Raw genomic sequence first — 19,258 nt, 5'->3', positions numbered from 1 at the left:
GATTGCGGTCTGTCAGTCTCATCGCATCGCGGGGCAAGCCCGCTCCCACCGGGTAATGATTTGCCTGTAACTGTTTTCTGTCAGACGCTTCTGTAGTATCACAAAGAACCTGTGGGTGGCTTCTTGGAAAAGTGCAAAGCTAAGCCCATCAACTTCCAACCGCCATCGTTTGTGCCTCTCGCAGTTCGGCCGCTATTTCATTCAAGTCATCCTGCTTTTCCTGCAGTTTGATTCTAGCCTTGGCAATCTTTTTGGGGCTGCCCGTGGCTTGAGCTTCGCGCAGTTTGGCCTGAGCTTCTAGCACGTCGTCCAGTTTATCGTCCAGTTTGCTTTCGAGTTTCACTACTTTCTTTTCCACGCTCGTGATCGGTCTGACGTAGCTGTGGTCGACACAATAGGCGTTTGTTTTACTCAGCGCCCTTTTCAGTCCTGCCACGCGGTGGATATTTCCGTACTTCTCCGCTTGCAGGATCTGATATTCAAGGGCAGCACGTTTATGTGCGCAATCAGCAGAGGCTGGAGTAGAGAATACCGCCCCCAAGGTGAGTACTAATGGAAATACAGAGATGTTCAGCTTTTTCATAATTGAAGTCCTTAAATAAAACTCAAACATAGGGAAATTGTCCCATCCAAGGCCGTTTACTGTGGAGCGGGTGCAGGGGCTGATCAGGCTGTTTCAGTTTTGACAAAAGCCCCTGATGGATGAACATCAAGAGCATTTTGCTTTCTACTTGTTCATCCCGGCGTCAACGGAAATCAAAGAGTTCGAAGTGCAGGTTGGCTTTCGGAATCCGGTTCAGTTCCATCAACTCCTGCACGGTGGCGAGTAAACCTTTAGGGCCGCAAAAACTGACGTGAATGCTGTTCGGGTTAGTTTGAGCCACCGCTTGGCGCAATGTTTCGGTCAACTGTTCGATACCACCCGGGTTAGCAACGAATTGTGCCCCGCGCGCCTGGGCCATGGCTTGTAACTCCTCGGGCGCAGGGAAGGCGCGTGAGGGGTTGAAGCAATAAACCAACGTCGCTTTTTCGAAGTCTTTGGCGTCAGGGTCTTGCAGCCAGGAAATGAAGGGCGAAATACCAACCCCTGCGCCAATCCAGATTTCCCGTTCGGCGTGAGCGATGCGTTTAAAACGTCCATAGGGAGCGTACAGCGTGGCGCCCATGCCGACCTTGACGCACTCGCACAGCTTTTTGGTGTAATCCCCCAGCCCTTTGATCATGAACGCAATCTGCCCATCAGCCCCATTGGCGCTAGCGATGGTGAAAGGGTGCGGCTCGCGCAGGCCCTTTTGCTGCATCGCCAGAAATGCGAACTGTCCGGCATTGAAGTCAAAGCCCTTGTGGATCGGCGCCAATGTCAGATGGACTGCATCTTTGACTTTGTTCACCGCGGTCACCCGATAATCGCCGGTACGGGCAACGAACGGGTAGACAAGCAGTTTGTAGAGCGCGGCGATCACGCCCAATGTGCAAAGCAGTGTCAACCAGATACCCGTAGGACCGAGCAGGGTGATCGGTGATTTGAAGCTGAGCCAGTGCAATATCACGAGCAGGAACAGTGGGCCGGAAAGCTTGTGCCACCACCGCCATACGCTGTAAGGAATGTGGCGGTTCAGCGCCAGTAGTACGATCATGACCAGTGCGGCATAGCTCAACTGGCGTACCAGCCGCGTCCAGTATCTGGGCAGCTCGAGAATCGACGCGCTGTTCCAGGCCTCCAGATTGCCCTTGAATACAAAGTGGTAGGTGGCAAACACGAGCGCCCATACACCGAGCCATTTGTGCGTCTCATAGACGCGATCCAGGCCGCCAAACAGGCTCTCGACTACACCCCAGCGACTGGCCAACAAGCAGGAAACGGCCATGTAAGCCAGTGCGCTGGTGCCCAGTACCAGGCTAAGGGTTGCGGACGTCAGCCAGGTATCGACAGGTATTTCGGTTAATAGCGTTAGTGTCGTTATCAGCAAAATGCCCAATATACAATGCGCAGTTCTCAACTCGAATACTCCTGTTGTAAATTCGAAAGAAGAAGTCCAGCTCGTCGATCAGGGAAAGGTAAGCTCCACTTTGGCAGTGCCGCTGAAGTCACCAGGGGTCACGGTGCCGATAGCTTTAAGTACCGATTTAAACATCACCGGGGTATAAGCAGTGTTGGCCATGAAGCTGTAAGGCTCGCCGACGCGCGCATCACCTACAGTTAACTGTGAAAACAAGCCGGTTACGCCTTTGAGCGGCACCATCCCTTCAATCGACAGGCTCACTTTAGCGTTAGTGTTACAGGTTACAAAAGCCATAGCGTCGGCACTGTTGTTAACAACGGTCTCTGGCGTCAGGTTGTCATGACGCAAGTCAATGGAACCGAAGATACTGCAGCTTGTTGTTTCCTCCAGCTCCTCTGGCGGTGGAAGTACGATCTGCCCTGCCTCGGTATTGGCCAATTTGCATTGAATCCAAGTACTGTTGGTTTTATAGTTGCAGGCCATAAAAATCAAAGTAATTTTTTCTTTGTTTACCAATGGCAAAGGCACGCCGCTGACAAGCTGACTATTAACGAGTTGGCCTATAACCGCATTTACATCATCGTTAGGTAATGGGTTTGGGCCGAGATAGATGGGCGGTTGCGTCGCAACTCCCACATAAGCCACTACGATCCAAACCCCATTTTTTGTGGGCCACTCGGCCGACATGCGTGCTGGCAATTGGGATTTAGTCACTTCCGACAACCCCACGTGATCCATGTCACCAAACATGCTATAGGTACCTGAGCCAGGATCTTTTTTTATGTAAAGCGTTCCGGCGGCTGGAGCGGAAAATATCAAAAACAATAATATTGATATATATTTCATCTGGGCAACTCGCTGCTGTTTGGCATTGCGCAATCGTGCGCTATTTTGCTAGTCGTAATGTGCGGAAATATTTACGCTAGTTGAAAAGTTACCGCCTTGAAATTTGGTGCCGGGAAGGGCGGTTAAAGTAGCAATGATGTTATTGTTGCTGTCGGCAGATGTACGAATGCCTGTGTTGACTTTCCAGACAGTCCCCAGGCGCTCACTGACCAATTTTATTCCCAGGCCCTCGATGCCGGTGTTTATCACGTCCGGGCTGTAACCGGCCGTGCCGATCAATATCAATGAGAATGCAGTCGCCTGGTTTCCACACGTAACGCTTAGATCAATGGGTACGCTGTACTCGCCCGTGGCGATTTTCGAGACATCGACATCGGTGAACTTCACATCGAGTGAATTGCCTAGGTTGAATTTGCATCCGGGCTGGGTGATGCTGCCGGAAATGTACGCTGTCGCTGTCTCTGTCCCGGCCAAGCAGCTGTCCGCTGCCAGGCCCAAGGCGAGAGCAATGACCGGCGTAACGAGATGCTTTAGTTGGATGATTGGCGTCATGGGTAGGACAACTCGAAGTTTGCGACTGCAGAAAAACTTCCTGCCTCGACGGTGCTATTCGGCTGCTTGAGCACGTAAGCCTTGAACGACAACCGATCCTCAACGCCTCCGGAAAGGTTGAAACTCAGGGTGTCTCTGTTGAGCTTGATGCGCTCGTCCGCCGATGTTTCCAGGCCGACGGCGATTCCGGAAGCCGCACCACTGACGGCTAATGCACCGCTGACCAGCGCGTCCTCCATGCCTTTGAAGATGATATTGACCTTGCTCGCGGATGCGCAGGTTTTGACCGTAATGTAAAACGGCATGGCCGGGCTCTTGCCGGTCGCCATCAAGTCCTTCTTGCTGTAGTCATCGAACTTTACCGTCTGCTCCGGATTGTCCACGGTGAGTTCGCAGGTTGGCACAATCAGGTTCCCTGAAAAGTTCAAGCGTATTTCATCGGCGATGACAACGCTGCCAGGCAGCAGCAGAGCACTTAATACGCCCAACCCCATGAGTATTTTTTTCATTGCGTCAACCTGAGAACTCAGCACGGTGAATGAACACGTTATTCATTTGTCCGATCAGGACTTCTTTGCCTCTTTGTTTAACTGGCAGGCGCTGGTGTCACAGCGGTACTTGAGTTGGTGATAGCCGCCGAAGTCATTGATGTAGGTCAGGACCGGCTGAGTGACCTTGCCGTCGGGAACAACCTCCTGAGCGGAGAAGGGTGCAAGCATGACCGGATTGAAGTCTGTCTCGCCACGGGTGTTCGAGGCATCCACGATCTCGTTGATGGTGATGTAGTAGGGCGTCGGGTTCTCAAGAGTGAAACCCCGTGCGTTTTTCTTCACCGTCAATCGCTCTTGCCAGATATCGCCGCGTTCCGGGACGATGTTCGCCGGGCGATAGAAGAGTTTGACTTTTGTCTGTAGCGCGATCTGCATGGAGTTGCTGGCTTCCGCACGCGGGGGGACTTCACGCAGGTTGAAGTAAAACAGTGATTCACGGTCTTTTGGCAACTGCTCGACTTCGGCCGACTTCAATATTTTTACCTGCCCACCGGAGGTCGGTTCCAGCCGTTGCAAAGGCGGCAGGACGATCAGCGGCCCTGTTATTTTTTTTTGCTGGTCGTTCTCGATCCACGACTGAGCCAGGTAAGGCAACTCTTTGTTGTCGTTACGGATACTGAGACTCAACGATTTGTTTTCGCCGTTGAAAATGACCCGGGTACGGTCCAGCGAAACCGCTGCTTGAGGCGCGAGTCCGGGGGCGATTAAACATCCGGCGACTGCCAGGTATTTGAAGAACTGCGTATTGATCAGCATATAAGATCCTCAAGTCAGGATTGGGGTTGGCAGAGCAGGGTGTAGCGCTGCTCCGACTGCAGGTTGTCGGGCAGTTTGAGGTTGCAGCGTTTATTGCGGCCCCAGGCCACTTGGAACTCGGAGTTGGTATTGATACCGGTGAGATAGGCGAAGCCACTGTCGGCGACAATCGCGACTTCACGCCCGGATGCATCGAGCAGGCTTGCACCGAAAGGTGGGTATGAACCATCCGGCAGTTGCAGGGTAACCAGTGCCTTCTTGCCCTGAATCACGGTGAGTTTGCGATAACCAATGGCGCCTTCAGTCAAGGTGGCTTCGGTGACCGATTTACTCGCGTCCATGTCATCGGGCAGGCGATTGAGGTCGATCTGAACATTGGTACGGTAATAGCTGTTGAAGGTCGGCAGTACTGCCACCCCCATGGCGTTGGTGCGGGTTTCACCATTTTGCAGCGGCACCCCGGCAACACCGTCGGTGTCGAGCATGATCCGCGTGCCGCCGTTGAGCGCAGGTGGGTGCAAGGCCGCGCCTTTGGCGGTGACGGTAGCGCCCCCGCGCACGGACAGGCCGACACTCTGGCTGCCATTTTCGCGGTAACTGCCGTTGAGGCTGTAGTCGGCCTGAGCGGTATGCTGGCTGTAGTAACCCTGGATACCATCACCGTCGAGCCCGGTGTTGGCGCGGATCTGATAATTGCGACTTGGCTCGTAATTCGAATAGCTGGCGCCGTGACGCACCCCGCCTTTATGGGCATAGGCGTCGTAGCCAATGCGCTGGCCATCACCAAAGGGCAGGGTCAGTGAGAGCGACAGGCTATTGTCTGATTCCCAGTCATTACGGGTCCGATTCAACGACAGGGTCATGGACAGGCCTTTGAACCTGCCCACATCGAAGTAGCGGCTCAAGTAGGCGCTGATGTTTTCCGCAGAGCTCTGATCCCAGTAATCCTCATGGGTGTAGGACAGGTGGGTGCTGAAACCCAGGTCGCGGAACGACTTGGTAGCCAGCAGGGTATAGGCGGTTTTGCTGTTGCGCTGGACGCCGTCATAATTACGCGCGTTAAGAAAGTCATCCATGGTCATGAACTGGCGCTGAGAGAAGCGATACCCGGCAAAGTTGAGTTCGCTGTCGTATTCATCAAAGCGCTTCGCGTAGTTCAGGCGCAGGGAGCTGCCGCGCAGTTCTCCGCGATCGGGGACATCGGCACGGGTGTGGGTGACGTCCACAGACACCACGCCTAACTCATGGAGGTTGCGGCCAACACCGCCGGCGACTGCGGTGTAGTCCTGGGTCAGCAGGCTGCCACCGAACAGCGACCAGTCGCTGTTCATGCCCCAGGACATCTCGGCAGCGGCAAAGGTCGGGCCGGAGGTTTCCCGGTCAGAGGTGGACGGCCGGCCCAGTGTCACGTTGTAGCGAAAATATCCCGGCCGACTCAGGTAAGGGACGTTGGCCGTTTCGGTCTGGTAGGTCTTGGTGGTGCCATCATCTTCGCTGATCTCGATGTCCAGCTTGCCGCTGACCGCGCTATTGATGTCGCGAATGCGGAAGGGCCCTGGTGGCACCGTGGTTTCATAGAGCACGCGATTGTCCTGGCGCACCGTAACCTTGGCGTTACCCTTGGCCACGCCCACCACTTCCGGGGCATAGCCGCGCAGGCTCGGCGGCAGCATTTGATCGTCGGTGGCCAGGTTGATGCCCTGGTAGCGGAAGGAGTCGAACAGTTTCGAGTCGAGGTTGACTTCGCCGACCATCAGCTTTGCCCCTTGCCGTGGCAGGGGGCGATAGGCATAGAAGTTGGCCCAGGAAAAGTCCTGAGTCTTGTAGCTACGGGCCTGGGAGCTGCTGCCTTGAAAGTCGCCGCGCAGGCGCCATGCGCCCATGTTGAAGCCCATGGTGCCGTTGCCGCTGAGCTGGCGATTGGTGCCGGCGCCGCTGTATTGGCTGACAGAGGAGTTAAGGCTGTAGTCGAGGATGAAACCGGGGATGCCTTCATCCCATTCGCTGATCGGGCTCCAGTTAGGATCGCGGTATTCCATCCAGGCCTGGGGAACGCTCAGGCGCAGCACGCTGTGCTCCATGTCGGGCGTTAGCCGCAAGCCTTGGATACTTTCCAGATCCGCACAGTTGTCCTCGCCATGCCAGCTGGCCAGCTTTTTCAGGACCTCTTCTTTCAGGCCCAGGCTGTGCGCCTGGGCCATGGGCACACAAACCCGAGTGGTGGTGGCGTCCGGGTCTGTGGCATAGAAATGCAGGCTGCGTTCTGCGAGTTTTCGATCATTGACCTGAATACTCATCAGGTACTCCCCCGGCATGACGTAGTTCGCCGTTTTGAAACGGCTGAGGTCGATGCTGCTGCGCTCGTCCACATCCATGACATCGAGGTTGAAGTCGACGGCCACGGACGCCAGCGGCATTGCCAGTGAACTGATCAGTACCCCCAGCGAAAGAGTGATCTTGCCTGCAGTCATATAAATTCAAATAAAAAATGGAAGTTATCGACTGTTTATTCAGTCAAACGGCGTCAAATAAAAAACACTTCATGCGTGGCACGCGGCAACGTTAAAGTGCGGAAATTCAGGACGAACTATCCGAGTCACGGCCGGCGCGAATGCTCGGCATGTGAATAGAAGTTGTTAGGAACTTTTACAGTCTGCCGATGCGGCTAACTTGAAAGGCTTATTAATATCGAGACTGTAAAGTCTCGATATTAATTGAACTCACAACCTTGGAGAGTGCACGCTCTCGGCGGTTACTTTATTCGTAAGCCAGCATGAAGTTGGCAGTGGCGGTGAATTCGCCCGGGGTAACCGCTACGTCTTTAGCGGTGGTACCACGCAGGAACGCGCCGAATGCCAGGGTGTTGTTGCCTTCCAGCAGGGTACGGGCGGCAGAAGCTTCACCCAGCTTGACCTGAGCGCCGGAGCCGTTGGTCAGGGCAATGCCTGCGCCTTTGGCCGAACCTGCGATACCCAGAAGGGTTGGGTCAGTCATGTCAGCGTCACCACCGAAGGTGACCTTGACCTTCTTCAGTTTGCTGATGTCGCACTGCTTGAGCTCAATGTTGAAGCTCTGCATTGACGATTCGCCCTGGTTTGCCAGGGTTTTGTTGGAGATTTCGTCCATGCGAACAGTCTGGTCCTTGCTTGCTGCATCCAGCGAGCATGGAGCGTCAATGATGCTACCGATAAAGTTGACTTTACCAGAGCCACCGGCTTTGCCAGTTGCTGCTGGCGGCTCAACCGGCTCTTCAGCGGCATACGCTGCGCCACTGGCCAATACAAATGCAGTCAGGAGTGCCAAGGGGGCTTTCTTAAAATTCATCTTTCATCCTTAATTGAACCGAGGGTCTATGCGTCACACAAAATCTCTTGGATAGAGGGACGTGAACGCATGGGCCACCATATTAAGTTTTTGAAAAATGCCAGCTAAGAGGGCTGTGCCTACAATCTAGTAAGGCATTTCCTACAAGCCGGTATGTAATCCTCATGATATGCGACGCCAGTAATCAGGCAGCGTAGGCACGCTCAGGTGCCCTCGATGTCCAGGTGGGTCAACGCTTGTTCCAGTTCAAAAATCGCTTGTTCCACGCCATCACTGGCTTCCAGCAGCACCGGGTAAGACAACTCCTTGTGGGTGCAAACCTGCTCCAGCCGCACGCAGCAGGTGATCAACCGGTTGGCCGTCACCACTCGCGCCGCGCCTTTCAAGCGGTGTCCAAGCTCCGACAACCCCGCGCTATCCAGATCCTCGACCATCTGGATCAGCTCCTCCAGGTCCTTGCGATTGCTGGTTACCAGCTCATCGACAAGATGCTTCATCAGCTTCGGGTCGCCGTTAGTAACCTCTGCCAGAGGCGCCAGATCAAAGAGCACGTTCTCGTCGAACTGCGACACCGGTTGTGGGGTGAAGACGGCCGGGTTATCAGCATGCTGGCGAACGACTTGGTGAATGCTGGCGATGCGTTCCGCGAGCAGGTCCAGGCCCACAGGCTTGATCAGGCAATCGTTCATGCCGGCCTGGATACAACGCTCCAGTTCTTCGGGCTGAGCATCGGCGGTAAGGCCGACGATGACACAGGCCGGGCGCTGCTGCTCGCGCTCCTCCTGACGAATCGCCATGGCCAGTTCCGGTCCGCTGAGCAAGGGCATGTGGCAGTCGGTGAGCACGACGTCGAAGTCGCCCTTGCGCCACTTGTCCAGCGCCATCGAGCCGTTGTCGGCCTCCGTCACGCTATGACCGAGGAAGTTCATCTGCTGGCGCAGGACTTCTCGGTTGACGGCATGGTCATCCACCACCAGCACGTTCCAGGACTGCAGGATTTCTGACGGCGACCTGCCGCTTTCCACCGCAGGGGTCTCGACCGGCTCAAGGATGTTGAGCAGCAGCTCGACCTGGACCTGGGTGCCTTTGCCACGGGTGCTGGTCATGGCCAGCCGCCCGCCCATGAGTTCACACAGAGAACGGCTGATCGACAACCCGAGACCTGCGCCATCCTGGCCTTTACGGACACCGTCGGCAGCCTGGGAAAATGGCTTGAACAGCTTTCTCTGGTCCTCGGCGGAGATACCGATCCCGGTGTCTTCGATCAGCAGGTACACACTCATGCGCCCCTGCTCGATGACTTCCCCTCGGAGTTGTACTTTGACGCTGCCTTCGTCGGTGAACTTGATGGCATTGCTAAGCAGGTTGGAAAGCACTTGCTTGAAGCGCAGCGGATCAATCCACACGTCGCAATCGGTGCTGGAGTCGATATCCAGTTGCAGATCCAGGCCCTTCTGCAGCGACAAGCTCTCGAAGACCAGTACCACCGACTCCATCAACTCCCGCAGGTTGGTCCGTTTCGGCGACAGGCTCAAGCGTCCGGACTCGATGCGGGCAATATCGAGAATGTCGCCAATCAGCCCTAGCAGACTCTTGGCCGATGAATAGGCAATCTCGATGCTCGCCTTGTCGAACGTACCTCGCTCGCCACGCATGAGCACCAGTTCCAGAATGCCGATCACCGCGTTCATCGGCGTGCGGATTTCATGGCTCATGGAGGCCAGGAAAGTGGTTTTGGTCCGACTGGCTTCGTCGGCGATGTTCTTCGCAACTTCCAGTTCTTCCATCATCCGGTGAGGTTCAGTGATGTCCAGCCAGCCACAGTTCACGCCTATGACCGCTCCGAGGGCGTCGTGGAAGGGTTGAATCCAGTGATCGATCCATAACGTTTTCCCGTTCAGCTCGACGGCACAGCAGCCCCGGAGGGTGCGATCTTCGTCCATGGCGGTCAGGTAACTACCGTGCAGATCGGGAATCGATGCGCTATAGCCATCGATGATCTGCTCGACGGTCTTGCCCAGCACCTGGTCCCGGGACAGTCCTGTGGCCTGCAAATAGCTGAGGTTGCACGACAGCATGCGACCTTCACGATCGCGCACATACACAGGGTGGGGCATGCCGTCGGTGAGGGTCTGGATGACCGTGAATTGTTCATTCAATGCCTGGTCGGCAGCGATACGGTTGTTGATCTGGCGACGCAGATGAAGGATCCAGCCCACGGCCAGCAGTACCAGCAGCAGGGCTCCGCCAGCGACGGTGGCAACGACCCCGCGATAGTCGCGCCAGGTCTGCCCGCTCATCGAAGCATTAGCCCGCCAGCGATTGAATATTTCATTCATTTCGTCGGGTGGAATGCTCTGCAGTGCCTTGTCCACTATCGATTGAAGTTCGGTTTCGCTGCGGCGCATGGCGAAGCTGCCGGATGCCTCGCCGCCGTTATCAATGATGTTGGCGACTTTCAGCTCCTGGTCATACAGCCGTGAAACGTAGTAGCGCGCAACGGCCAGGTTGAGGAGTGCGGCATCGGCATCGCCATCATTGACCATGCTCAGCGTGTCGAGGGTGGTGGACGCGGTGAGCATGCGGATCTGGGGAAATTCCTCAGCGATCTTGTTGAACAGCACATGCCCGTCGGCAATGGCCATACGCTTGCCTTGCAGGCTGGCGAGATCGACAGTCGCCGGGTCGGATCCGGCTTTGGTCACCAGCGCGAAAGCGGTTGCGGCGAATGGCCGGGTAAAGCGTAGGAATTCCTCCCGGTCGGGGCTGGCAGTCAAAATCGCCAGGTCGGCCTTACGGTCTTTGAGTGCCTGCATGATGCTGGTGAAGCTGCCGCTGCGTTGCACTTCGAAATTAAGGCCGGTGCGCATCGAAATCATCACCAGCAGGTCGGCGACTACGCCGCTGAAGTTGCCATCGGTGTTGTAGAACGCCACGGGAGCCAGATCGTCATTGATTACCAGGCGTACCACAGGATGGCGAAGTACCCAGCGATTTTCCTGGGGCGTCAGGGCCAGCTTGCCGTTTGCCAGGGCCACATCGCCGCCGGTCCAGAGTTTGATGATGGACTGTTGCAGATTCACGCCCAGCGTATCGATCACCTTGTCGATGATGCGGTGCAAGCGCGGGTTGTCCTGATTGATGGCGAAGCTGAATCCGGCGACATCCAGGTCAACAAAGCGCACGAAACTGACTTCGTTGAAAAAACTCTGGTTGATCATGTTGAAGGCCGAGAGGTTGTCTCCCAGATACAGATCGACATGACCAAAGGCCAGCGCCGCCATGGCTTCCAGGTGTGATTTCATCGGCTGGAAATGCGCACCGGGGAAGCGAGACTGCAACTCGGCCAGTTGCAGATAGTCGACGGGCATGGCGATGGTCAGGCCGTTCAGATTACGGGTGAAATTACGCGCGTCGCCCTTGCGGCTGAACAGCGCTGGCCGATCGTCGACGTAAGGCTTGCTCAGCACCACCGATGGGTTATGCCGTTCAAAACTGTTGGAGCTGCCCAGCAGGTCGATCTTTCCAGAGGCCAACAGGGCAAGTCCGGTAGCCCTGTCGGGCACGGAGACTACCTGCACCTTGATATTCAGCATTCGCCCGATCAAGGCGATGTAGTCGGCTGTGATGCCTTCGTAGTCATGGGTGCTATAGATAATGTCATAGGGCGCAAAGCGCGATGCGGATACGCCCAGCACCAGCTGATGCTTTTGTCGAAGCCAACGCCAGTCACCCTGTTCAAGGTCGATTTCGGTTGAGTCGACGGTTGTCCGGCTGTTGAGATTCAGGTGATTGATGCTGGGCTCTTTGGCCCATGCGAGGCTGTTCAACAACACGAGGCAGATCAACAGCAAAACATGTCGCGAGCGACTGAAAATAGGCAAAGCAGTCAATTGGGATTACCTGGCTGGGCCCGAGGAACTGCTACAAAGCTAGTTTAGGCAAGGGATGAAGGCGGGAGGGGCAGAGGCTGCAGACAGGCAACGCTGTGTGGTATCTGCATCGCTTTCCCACGCCCACATTATAGGGGGGCAGGTTGACTCAAGTTTTGATCCAGGCAGTAGGAAACGAAATGTTTAGCGGGCATCGGACGGGCGAATAGGAAGCCTTGGGCCATGGTGCATCCCAGACTCAACAGCAGTTGTGCCTGCTCCTGGGTTTCGACCCCCTCGACCACCAACGACAGGCCAAGGGCATCGGCGAGCGTAACGGCACCGTGGATGATCGCTCGGCTGCGCGGCTGAATATCCAGTTTGCGCACGAACGAGGCATCCAGCTTGATCTGGCTGAACGGAAACTCGCAGAGCCGTTCAAGTGAGGAATAGCCCGCGCCGAAATCGTCCATGGCCAATCCACATCCCAGCAGCCGCAATCTGAGCAAGGTTTCCAGGCTGCTGGCCGGCGCCAGTATCAATCCGGACTCGGTCACTTCAAACAGCAATCCATTGGCGGGCAAACGGAATTGCTCCAGGGATTGACTCACCTGCTTTACCAGTTCCACCGAGGCGAGCTGCGACACGTGCAGGTTGAAGGCCAGCTCGACGGACTGTGAAAGCTGGGTCAACTGGCGCTGCAAGGCAATGCCCTGGCTTAGCAATGCAGAGAACAGCCGTCCAATAAGCTCGTTGGCTTCCATGATGGACAGAAAGCGAGCAGGCGGCAGGATTCCCAGTTGCGGGTGATTCCACCGGGCCAGGACCTCGGCGCCACGCAGCTGACCAGTTGCCAGATCAACCTTGGGTTGATAATAGGCTTCGAACTCTCCGTTGTTCAGGCCTCGTACAATATCCGACACGGACAAGGGCTTGGGGCTCTCTGTGGGCGCAGCCGAGTGTGGCTCCGGGCGCCTGTAGCGCTGTAGCAACGCTTTGGCCCTGCCAAGATTGAAAGGCTTGCCCAGATCCCCGAGAAACTCCAGCCCCAAGGACAGGATCATCGAAGCCGTAGCCTGGCGAAGGACCGGGTCCAGGTCGCTGCTGAGAATCACCGAGTGCAACAGGCCGCTCTGACTGGCATGGTGCAGGAATGTCAGGCCATCCATACCGCGCATGTGCAGATCACAGATCGCTACGTCCACACCACCGCTCTCTTTAAGCGCCGCCAGTGCTGCGTCGCCGTCGGCGGCCTCATAGATCTGACCGATTTCGGCATTCCTTAGCGCCGAGACGGCAACCAGCCTTTGAAAGGGCTGGTCCTCAAGTATCAATACGCGGATTCCGGGCATAACAGGTTGTCTGAAAAGGGTAGGGGGGCGGCAATTTTCAGCGAAATTTCTTACAAAATCTTTCAGCCAGATCCCCAGATCTTGTAGGAAATTTCCCAATGAAATCAGGAAAGTCCTTGCCTGAAAAATACGCTTTTGCTCAACAAAAAAACAAGAATGATTATAAGAATGATAAAGATCCGAGACTTTACAAATCATGGTCTTTACTTCTTAATGTGGAGGTGGATTACGGTTTAGGTCGTTCAGTACATGGGCTCCTAATGTTAGCTTAGTGCATCGAGCGCTAATCAGTTCCGCTGTAAACCGAAGCCCCAATACTTTGCAAGCGATGTGAAATATGAAAAAAGCACTGATTGTCGATGATCACCCTGTCATTCGATCCGCCCTGAAGATTTCATTGACCAACCAAGGCTTGGAGATTGTGGGAGACTGCGATAATGGGGTGGATGCCCTAGCCCTTATCAGAAGTCTCCAGCCGGACATCGTGATCCTCGATATCGGTATGCCTAAGCAAGATGGCCTGGAAGTAATAAGCCGGATTCGCGCTGAGGCGCAACCGGTATTGATTCTGGTGTTCACCTCGCTGCCAGTGGAAGTCTATCTCAATCGCTGTATCGCGGCCGGTGCTAATGGCTTTGTAAGCAAAGAGGAAAGTATCCATAACTTGAACAACGCGATCACCGCCTTGCTTGACGGTTATACCTACTTCCCCAATTGCTCCTTGAACGCGCCGACCGTAAGGGAAGTAGACGCAGGTGATGCAGCCAGGGTAAAGAAGCTGACAGACAGAGAGATCGTCATTCTGCAACAGCTTGCACTGGGTTACAGCAACAAGGTGGTCGCTGAAAAAATGTTGCTAAGCAATAAGACCATCAGTACTTACAAGTCCAGAATCTTGAACAAGATCAATGCTGATTCATTTTTGGAACTGGTGGATTTTGCTAAAAGAAACAACATTATAAGCTAGATGTTTTTGTCGGCAGTACAGAGAGGAACGAGTCTGATTTTTCCCTAGGGTTTTTCCCTGTGTGGATTGTAGCTGTTTTCTGTCAGACGCTTCTGAATTATGCTCCCGACGCCGCTGCTCTGTTGCGCCCGTTCAGGTGGATGTCTACTCTGCGTCTGTCGTTGCTTAGCAGCCCAGGCGCGTGTGCTTAATGGTTTATATTCATGAATTTAGAAAATGTCCGCTATTATGTTGCTTTAACTTGTGTCGTTTTCGGCCCTTCTATTTTATACACGGGACTGATTACATGGCCAATAAGGGTCGCGTATAACTTTGAAGGTAGGCAGCTACAAGTTCTTTATGCGGCAACCTATATAATAATTGTTGTGTTGGGGGTTATTTTTTATAGAAAAAGGCTGCGCGGCGTAATTTGATCGGAAATTTGCGTTGTATATTATTTTTGCGATTCTCACGCTTTTTCAGATAGTTCGAAGTATTCCTGTTTTATTTCCTGTATTCCTTGCCATGCGCTTATTGCACCGTCTTCAACTGCCCTGACAATGTCATCTGCGTAAGAGGCGACAAGGGAATTGAACTGGAGCTGGATCATGCCGTCATTAAAGTGCATGGCTCCGAGTGTGTAACTAAATGATATTAAGTCACCGGCGGATTTGGCTACATCATGAATGTCACATGATTTTTCATCCATTTTGATTTTGTCCATGTGTTAAATCCGGTTGTGTTTGCATGATGATGCATTCAAGTGCGGTTCTGTTCAATGTTGCAGTGGCGGGTGATTGAATAATCAGAAGCTTGCTACAACTTCAGCTTGTAGCTGGTGTTGGTATTAAACGTTCAGTTTGTCGGTTTGTTCTTTCGGACTTTGTCGTTGAACGTGGCGGACTTTAACGCTGACTGCGAGTGCAGGCACTCTTACTTGGGTGCGGAGGGTGACGGAGGAGCAGGCATACTTCGCGATTGCGGACATTCAGGCACATCGTATCGCGGGGCAAGTCGGGTCGCCGTACCGCCGCTCCTACCGGTTGTAGTGGTTTTCTGTCAGACGTTTCTGAATCATACTTCCCGCGCCGCTGCTCTGTTGCGCCTGCCCAGGCGCATGCCTACCCTGTGACAGTCGTTGCCAATTCAACGACCGGATGTCGCAGTCCGAGGCATAAGCAGAGCTCCATTTCCCTGGTACAGGTTTTCCCCCACCTGTATTTCTGGTCAATGGCGGCTGTGCGTGGGGCACCTTCGGGTGCGCCGGTTCCTATGCCCGGTCTGCGAACCCGCGTACAGCTGCCACCCATTTCGTTTCGCAGCGAACGGTGGCCGCTCCATCTGCATGGGAGTCGCCCGATGAAAAAGCCTGTTCCAGATCCACCCGACCTGCCCTTTGTGCACACCATCGAAAGACCTGTCGCCAGCTGTCCCGAGCATCCGCCGTTGTTCAATGTATGTGCAGGTGTCAGTGCTGAGGACGCGCTGGTGCACGCTTCGCTCTATCTGAAGTGCGCCAGCGTCAGTATTGAAGAGGCGGTGCGATACACCGCGGAGCCCGGGAAAAGCTATGTCTGGTCGACCCAGCATTCAGTGGAGTTCGCCCGGGCGTTGATCGATGCGTTGCTTGACGGGATCGAGTTGCAGCACTTGCCAGACTGAAATGCGTCCTCTCCGGTGGGAGCAACTATCTGCGGTGGGAGCGGGCTTGCCCCGCGATGCGATGTGACTGATCGTCCGCAATCGCGGGGCAAGCCCGCTCCCACCGGGGGGGTATCCGATTTACTCCGCCGCAGGCGGATTCAGGCGCGCTTCCATTTCGGCAACCTTGGCCTCCAGCGCTTCCAGACGGGCGCGGGTGCGGGCCAGAACGACCATCTGGCTGTCGAATTCTTCCCGGCTGACCAGTTCCAGTTTGCTGAAGCCGCTTTGCAGCAGGGCTTTGAACTGGCTTTCAAGTTCGGCGCGAGGTTGCGAAGTGTCGCCGGCGAACAGGCGCGAGGCTTGGTCGCTCAGGGCATCGAGAAAGGCTTTGGGCGCGAGCATGTTCGGCTATCCGCTGTATCCAAGTGGGGCGCCAGTGTAGCACGCAGTATTCGCGGCCTTGCGCTGCACGCTTTTTGCGCATCGCGGTGAATCGTCGCGCACCGTAATTGTGCAGCGAAACGCTGCTGGCGACTGGCCAACTGACTGCGTTCAACGCAAGTGCCTGTAATTGGAAGATTTAGCGGATCTGGCAAGGTTTCTGCTAAGACCTTGGTGACCCATGCACTGATGCAGTCACCGTGACGAAGCGGGGTGCAGGCGGAGCATCAAGCGGTTTCGGTCGACGACGCGTTACAAAGCCAGGCGCTGCGCTTAGACTTGAGTCGGGTTTGTTTTCCTGGGGCAAGTCCACCAATTCGGGAGAGAGTTTCATGAAGCTAGTCACTGCCATCATCAAGCCGTTCAAGTTGGACGACGTGCGCGAGTCGCTGTCTGAAATCGGCGTGCAGGGTATTACTGTCACTGAAGTCAAAGGCTTCGGTCGGCAGAAGGGCCACACCGAGCTGTATCGCGGTGCTGAGTATGTGGTTGATTTCCTGCCCAAGGTGAAGATCGACGTCGCCATCGACGACAAGGATCTGGACCGGGTCATCGAAGCGATCACCAAGGCGGCCAACACCGGCAAGATCGGTGACGGGAAAATTTTCGTGGTCAATCTGGAGCAGGCGATTCGCATCCGTACCGGCGAAACCGATACCGACGCGATCTAAAAAAGCCTCACCAAACCCCAACGCCCCAGGAGAAAACAACATGACTCTGCGTCAGTTCGCAGGGCTAGGAGCCCTTTTGCCTCTCGTAATGCCCGGCTTGGCCCTGGCAGAGGAGGCAGCCCCCGTTCTCAACTCCGGCGACACCGCCTGGATGTTGACTGCCACCGCCTTGGTGCTGTTCATGACCATCCCCGGTCTGGCCCTGTTCTACGGCGGTATGGTGCGTTCCAAGAACGTGCTGTCGGTGATGATGCAGTGCTTTGCGATCACCGGCCTGATCAGTGTGTTGTGGGTGGTTTACGGCTATAGCCTGGCGTTCGATACCACCGGTATGGAGCAGGGCGTAGTCAACTTCAATTCCTTCGTCGGCGGCCTGTCCAAAGCCTTCCTGGCTGGCGTGACGCCTGCGAGCCTGACCTCTTCGGCGGCGCTGTTCCCCGAGGCGGTATTCATCACTTTCCAGATGACCTTCGCGATCATCACCCCGGCGCTGATCGTCGGTGCCTTTGCCGAGCGGATGAAGTTCTCGGCGATGCTGATCTTCATGGCCATCTGGTTCACCCTGGTCTACGCGCCGATTGCCCACATGGTCTGGAGCGGCAACGGTGGCCTGATGTGGGACTGGGGCGTACTCGACTTCGCCGGCGGCACGGTGGTGCACATCAACGCCGGTATCGCCGGCCTGGTCGCCTGCCTGGTGCTGGGCAAGCGCAAGGGCTTCCCGACCACGCCGATGGCCCCGCACAACCTCGGTTACACCCTGATGGGCGCGGCCATGCTGTGGATCGGCTGGTTCGGTTTCAACGCAGGCTCCGCCGCTGCCGCCAACGGTACTGCAGGCATGGCCATGCTGGTGACCCAGATCGCCACCGCCGCTGCAGCACTGGGCTGGATGTTCGCCGAGTGGCTGACCCACGGTAAGCCAAGCGCTCTGGGCATTGCCTCGGGTGTAGTCGCCGGTCTGGTGGCGATCACCCCGGCTGCCGGTACCGTCGGCCCGATGGGCGCCCTGGTGATCGGCCTGGTCGCCGGTGTGATCTGCTACTTCTGCGCCACCAGCCTCAAGCGCAAGCTCGGCTACGACGACTCCCTGGACGCCTTCGGTGTGCACGGTATCGGCGGTATTGTCGGCGCGATCCTTACTGGCGTGTTCGCCGCCCCGGCACTGGGAGGCTTTGGCACCGTTGAAGACATCGGCGCGCAAGTGTGGATTCAGGCCAAAGGCGTCGGCTTTACCGTGATCTACACCGCGATCGTCACCTACGTGATTCTCAAGGTGCTGGATCTGGTCATGGGCCTGCGGGTTAACGAAGAAGAAGAGTCGGTCGGTCTCGACCTGGCGCAACACAACGAGCGCGGCTACAACCTGTAACGGCCTCGAAAAATCTTGCCCGGCTTGCCGGGCATTTTTTTGCCTGCAGTTTGTCGGTTTCAGGCAACGCAAACGGTTTCTTTCGGCGCTTTTGCCGCCACTTTTTCGGCTGGCTGCACGTAGGCAGAAAACTTACAGACCAGAGTGCCAGTTAGGCACTTTGCTTTTTCTCTGAGCACGCTAGAATGCGCGCCGAAGGGAGCTGACAAGCTGTCCGCAAACTTCGCTACCCTTTGCTAGGCTTGCCAATGAGCAGGCTGATCACGCCAGGGTAGGCCGACGATTCACTATCGGCAGCTCTTTAATTTCGTCAGGCCCTGCCAAGAGCGGGACCTGCACGGTGTTCGCCAGGTTGCTGGCGCGCACCCGAGGTGGCGGCAAACCCGCGACCCTTTGAATTTTTCCGGCGGCTGTCGATTTACGGCGCTGCTGGACTATAACTAATGTGCTTTTCGCAAGTCATGAGGTAGAACATGAGCGACGACGATCTGGAAAATGACGACCTCGAAGTAGGCGACGAAGACGATGGTGATGAAGGCCTCGAAGCGGCAGCCGATGATGTGGCTGACGACAGCGGTGATGACAGCCCGGCACCCGTAGCCAAAGGCAAGTCCAAGTCGGCGGCGGTCTCGGTAGACGAGATGCCGAGCATGGAAGCCAAGCAGAAGGAGCGCGATGCCCTGGCCAAAGCCATGGAAGAGTTCCTCTCCCGTGGTGGCAAGGTGCAGGAAGTGGAGGCCAACGTGGTCGCCGATCCGCCCAAGAAGCCGGACAACAAGTACGGTAGCCGCCCTATCTGAGTGGTTTCGTCAGCAAGAAAGCCCGCCGTCGCTGCGGGCTTTTTTGTGCCTGTGGGAGGCAGATACTGCTGGAGCATCTGCCTGTGGGAGCGGGCTTGCCCCGCGAGGCGATGTGGCTGAAAACCGCC

17 protein-coding genes are annotated in these 19,258 nt (G+C 55.7%); 5 read left to right on the top strand and 12 right to left on the bottom strand.

The genetic code is table 11. The features are described 5' to 3' along the window. Positions 1 to 148: 148 nt before the first annotated feature. The 10 genes from NPS47_RS05875 to NPS47_RS05830 all read right to left on the bottom strand — a co-directional run bounded on the left by NPS47_RS05875 (position 149) and on the right by NPS47_RS05830 (position 13,256). Positions 149 to 583 carry a DUF1090 domain-containing protein gene (locus NPS47_RS05875; RefSeq protein ID WP_274294111.1) on the bottom strand — a complete coding sequence of 145 codons (435 nt, stop codon included), beginning with the start codon at positions 581 to 583 and terminating at the stop codon, positions 149 to 151. A gap of 163 nt (positions 584 to 746) precedes the next feature. Next, positions 747 to 2,000: a ferredoxin reductase family protein gene (locus NPS47_RS05870; protein WP_274294110.1), complete on the bottom strand. Its 1,254-nt coding sequence runs from the start codon at positions 1,998 to 2,000 to the stop codon at positions 747 to 749. 48 nt (positions 2,001 to 2,048) lie between these two features. Further along, entirely contained in the window at positions 2,049 to 2,882 is an 834-nt protein-coding gene (locus NPS47_RS05865) for a hypothetical protein (protein WP_274294109.1), read from the bottom strand. 15 nt (positions 2,883 to 2,897) lie between these two features. Beyond that, positions 2,898 to 3,401, bottom strand: a complete 504-nt coding sequence (locus NPS47_RS05860; protein ID WP_274294108.1) for a fimbrial protein — start codon at positions 3,399 to 3,401, stop codon at positions 2,898 to 2,900. Then, a complete protein-coding gene (locus NPS47_RS05855) occupies positions 3,398 to 3,910 on the bottom strand; it encodes a fimbrial protein (RefSeq protein ID WP_274294107.1) in 513 nt (170 codons plus the stop codon). Before NPS47_RS05855 ends, NPS47_RS05860 begins: the two co-directional genes overlap by 4 nt. Before the next feature lie 54 nt (positions 3,911 to 3,964). Further along, positions 3,965 to 4,708, bottom strand: a complete 744-nt coding sequence (locus NPS47_RS05850) for a fimbrial biogenesis chaperone (RefSeq protein WP_274294106.1) — start codon at positions 4,706 to 4,708, stop codon at positions 3,965 to 3,967. 14 nt (positions 4,709 to 4,722) lie between these two features. Beyond that, positions 4,723 to 7,179, bottom strand: a complete 2,457-nt coding sequence (locus NPS47_RS05845; protein WP_274294105.1) for a fimbria/pilus outer membrane usher protein — start codon at positions 7,177 to 7,179, stop codon at positions 4,723 to 4,725. Between the two features lie 286 nt (positions 7,180 to 7,465). Continuing rightward, a complete protein-coding gene (locus NPS47_RS05840) occupies positions 7,466 to 8,032 on the bottom strand; it encodes a fimbrial protein (RefSeq protein ID WP_274294104.1) in 567 nt (188 codons plus the stop codon). Positions 8,033 to 8,235: 203 nt separating this feature from the next. Then, the gene (locus NPS47_RS05835) at positions 8,236 to 11,868 is read right to left on the bottom strand and encodes a transporter substrate-binding domain-containing protein (protein WP_274294103.1); all 3,633 of its coding nucleotides are present in this window, start codon (positions 11,866 to 11,868) and stop codon (positions 8,236 to 8,238) included. Positions 11,869 to 12,053: 185 nt separating this feature from the next. Then, the gene (locus NPS47_RS05830) at positions 12,054 to 13,256 is read right to left on the bottom strand and encodes an EAL domain-containing response regulator (RefSeq protein WP_274294260.1); all 1,203 of its coding nucleotides are present in this window, start codon (positions 13,254 to 13,256) and stop codon (positions 12,054 to 12,056) included. A gap of 337 nt (positions 13,257 to 13,593) precedes the next feature. On the opposite strand from NPS47_RS05830, the gene NPS47_RS05825 reads away from it, so the two are divergent. After that, positions 13,594 to 14,223 carry a response regulator transcription factor gene (locus tag NPS47_RS05825; RefSeq protein ID WP_274294102.1) on the top strand — a complete coding sequence of 210 codons (630 nt, stop codon included), beginning with the start codon at positions 13,594 to 13,596 and terminating at the stop codon, positions 14,221 to 14,223. A 448-nt stretch (positions 14,224 to 14,671) separates the two neighbouring features. Here the strand turns inward: NPS47_RS05825 and NPS47_RS05820 are convergent, their stop codons facing one another. Then, positions 14,672 to 14,926 carry a hypothetical protein gene (locus NPS47_RS05820; RefSeq protein WP_274294101.1) on the bottom strand — a complete coding sequence of 85 codons (255 nt, stop codon included), beginning with the start codon at positions 14,924 to 14,926 and terminating at the stop codon, positions 14,672 to 14,674. Positions 14,927 to 15,561: 635 nt separating this feature from the next. Between NPS47_RS05820 and NPS47_RS05815 the strand changes: the two genes are divergently transcribed. After that, a complete protein-coding gene (locus NPS47_RS05815) occupies positions 15,562 to 15,864 on the top strand; it encodes a DUF3077 domain-containing protein (protein WP_274294100.1) in 303 nt (100 codons plus the stop codon). A gap of 120 nt (positions 15,865 to 15,984) precedes the next feature. Here NPS47_RS05815 and NPS47_RS05810 read toward each other — a convergent pair whose 3' ends face one another. After that, on the bottom strand, positions 15,985 to 16,248 hold the full coding sequence (locus NPS47_RS05810) for an accessory factor UbiK family protein (protein ID WP_274294099.1): 264 nt from the start codon (positions 16,246 to 16,248) through the stop codon (positions 15,985 to 15,987). A gap of 371 nt (positions 16,249 to 16,619) precedes the next feature. Here NPS47_RS05810 and glnK point away from each other — a divergent pair, with 371 nt between their 5' ends. The 3 genes from glnK (at position 16,620) to sutA (ending at position 19,130) form a co-directional block, all read left to right on the top strand. Continuing rightward, complete coding sequence (gene glnK / locus NPS47_RS05805) at positions 16,620 to 16,958, top strand: P-II family nitrogen regulator (protein ID WP_002555808.1); 339 nt, start codon at positions 16,620 to 16,622, stop codon at positions 16,956 to 16,958. Positions 16,959 to 16,998: 40 nt separating this feature from the next. After that, entirely contained in the window at positions 16,999 to 18,330 is a 1,332-nt protein-coding gene (locus tag NPS47_RS05800) for an ammonium transporter (RefSeq protein ID WP_038615817.1), read from the top strand. Between the two features lie 473 nt (positions 18,331 to 18,803). After that, positions 18,804 to 19,130, top strand: coding sequence for a transcriptional regulator SutA (gene sutA / locus NPS47_RS05795; protein ID WP_274294098.1), 327 nt, complete (start codon positions 18,804 to 18,806; stop codon positions 19,128 to 19,130). Positions 19,131 to 19,258: the final 128 nt, after the last annotated feature.

The sequence above is a fragment of the Pseudomonas putida genome, assembly GCF_028682475.1.
Taxonomy (GTDB): domain Bacteria; phylum Pseudomonadota; class Gammaproteobacteria; order Pseudomonadales; family Pseudomonadaceae; genus Aquipseudomonas; species Aquipseudomonas putida_AG.
This window is presented reverse-complemented; position numbering and strand designations above follow the sequence as displayed.

What these genes read in the sequence shown, in the direction of transcription:
- NPS47_RS05875 (WP_274294111.1), bottom strand. Translation starts at nt 583, where the DNA reads ATGAAAAAGCTGAACATCTCTGTATTTCCATTAGTACTCACCTTGGGG.
- NPS47_RS05860 (WP_274294108.1), bottom strand. Translation starts at nt 3,401, where the DNA reads ATGACGCCAATCATCCAACTAAAGCATCTCGTTACGCCGGTCATTGCT.
- NPS47_RS05855 (WP_274294107.1), bottom strand. Translation starts at nt 3,910, where the DNA reads ATGAAAAAAATACTCATGGGGTTGGGCGTATTAAGTGCTCTGCTGCTG.
- NPS47_RS05850 (WP_274294106.1), bottom strand. Translation starts at nt 4,708, where the DNA reads ATGCTGATCAATACGCAGTTCTTCAAATACCTGGCAGTCGCCGGATGT.
- NPS47_RS05845 (WP_274294105.1), bottom strand. Translation starts at nt 7,179, where the DNA reads ATGACTGCAGGCAAGATCACTCTTTCGCTGGGGGTACTGATCAGTTCA.
- NPS47_RS05840 (WP_274294104.1), bottom strand. Translation starts at nt 8,032, where the DNA reads ATGAATTTTAAGAAAGCCCCCTTGGCACTCCTGACTGCATTTGTATTG.
- NPS47_RS05830 (WP_274294260.1), bottom strand. Translation starts at nt 13,256, where the DNA reads ATGCCCGGAATCCGCGTATTGATACTTGAGGACCAGCCCTTTCAAAGG.
- NPS47_RS05825 (WP_274294102.1), top strand. Translation starts at nt 13,594, where the DNA reads ATGAAAAAAGCACTGATTGTCGATGATCACCCTGTCATTCGATCCGCC.
- NPS47_RS05820 (WP_274294101.1), bottom strand. Translation starts at nt 14,926, where the DNA reads ATGGACAAAATCAAAATGGATGAAAAATCATGTGACATTCATGATGTA.
- NPS47_RS05815 (WP_274294100.1), top strand. Translation starts at nt 15,562, where the DNA reads ATGAAAAAGCCTGTTCCAGATCCACCCGACCTGCCCTTTGTGCACACC.
- NPS47_RS05810 (WP_274294099.1), bottom strand. Translation starts at nt 16,248, where the DNA reads ATGCTCGCGCCCAAAGCCTTTCTCGATGCCCTGAGCGACCAAGCCTCG.
- glnK (WP_002555808.1), top strand. Translation starts at nt 16,620, where the DNA reads ATGAAGCTAGTCACTGCCATCATCAAGCCGTTCAAGTTGGACGACGTG.
- NPS47_RS05800 (WP_038615817.1), top strand. Translation starts at nt 16,999, where the DNA reads ATGACTCTGCGTCAGTTCGCAGGGCTAGGAGCCCTTTTGCCTCTCGTA.
- sutA (WP_274294098.1), top strand. Translation starts at nt 18,804, where the DNA reads ATGAGCGACGACGATCTGGAAAATGACGACCTCGAAGTAGGCGACGAA.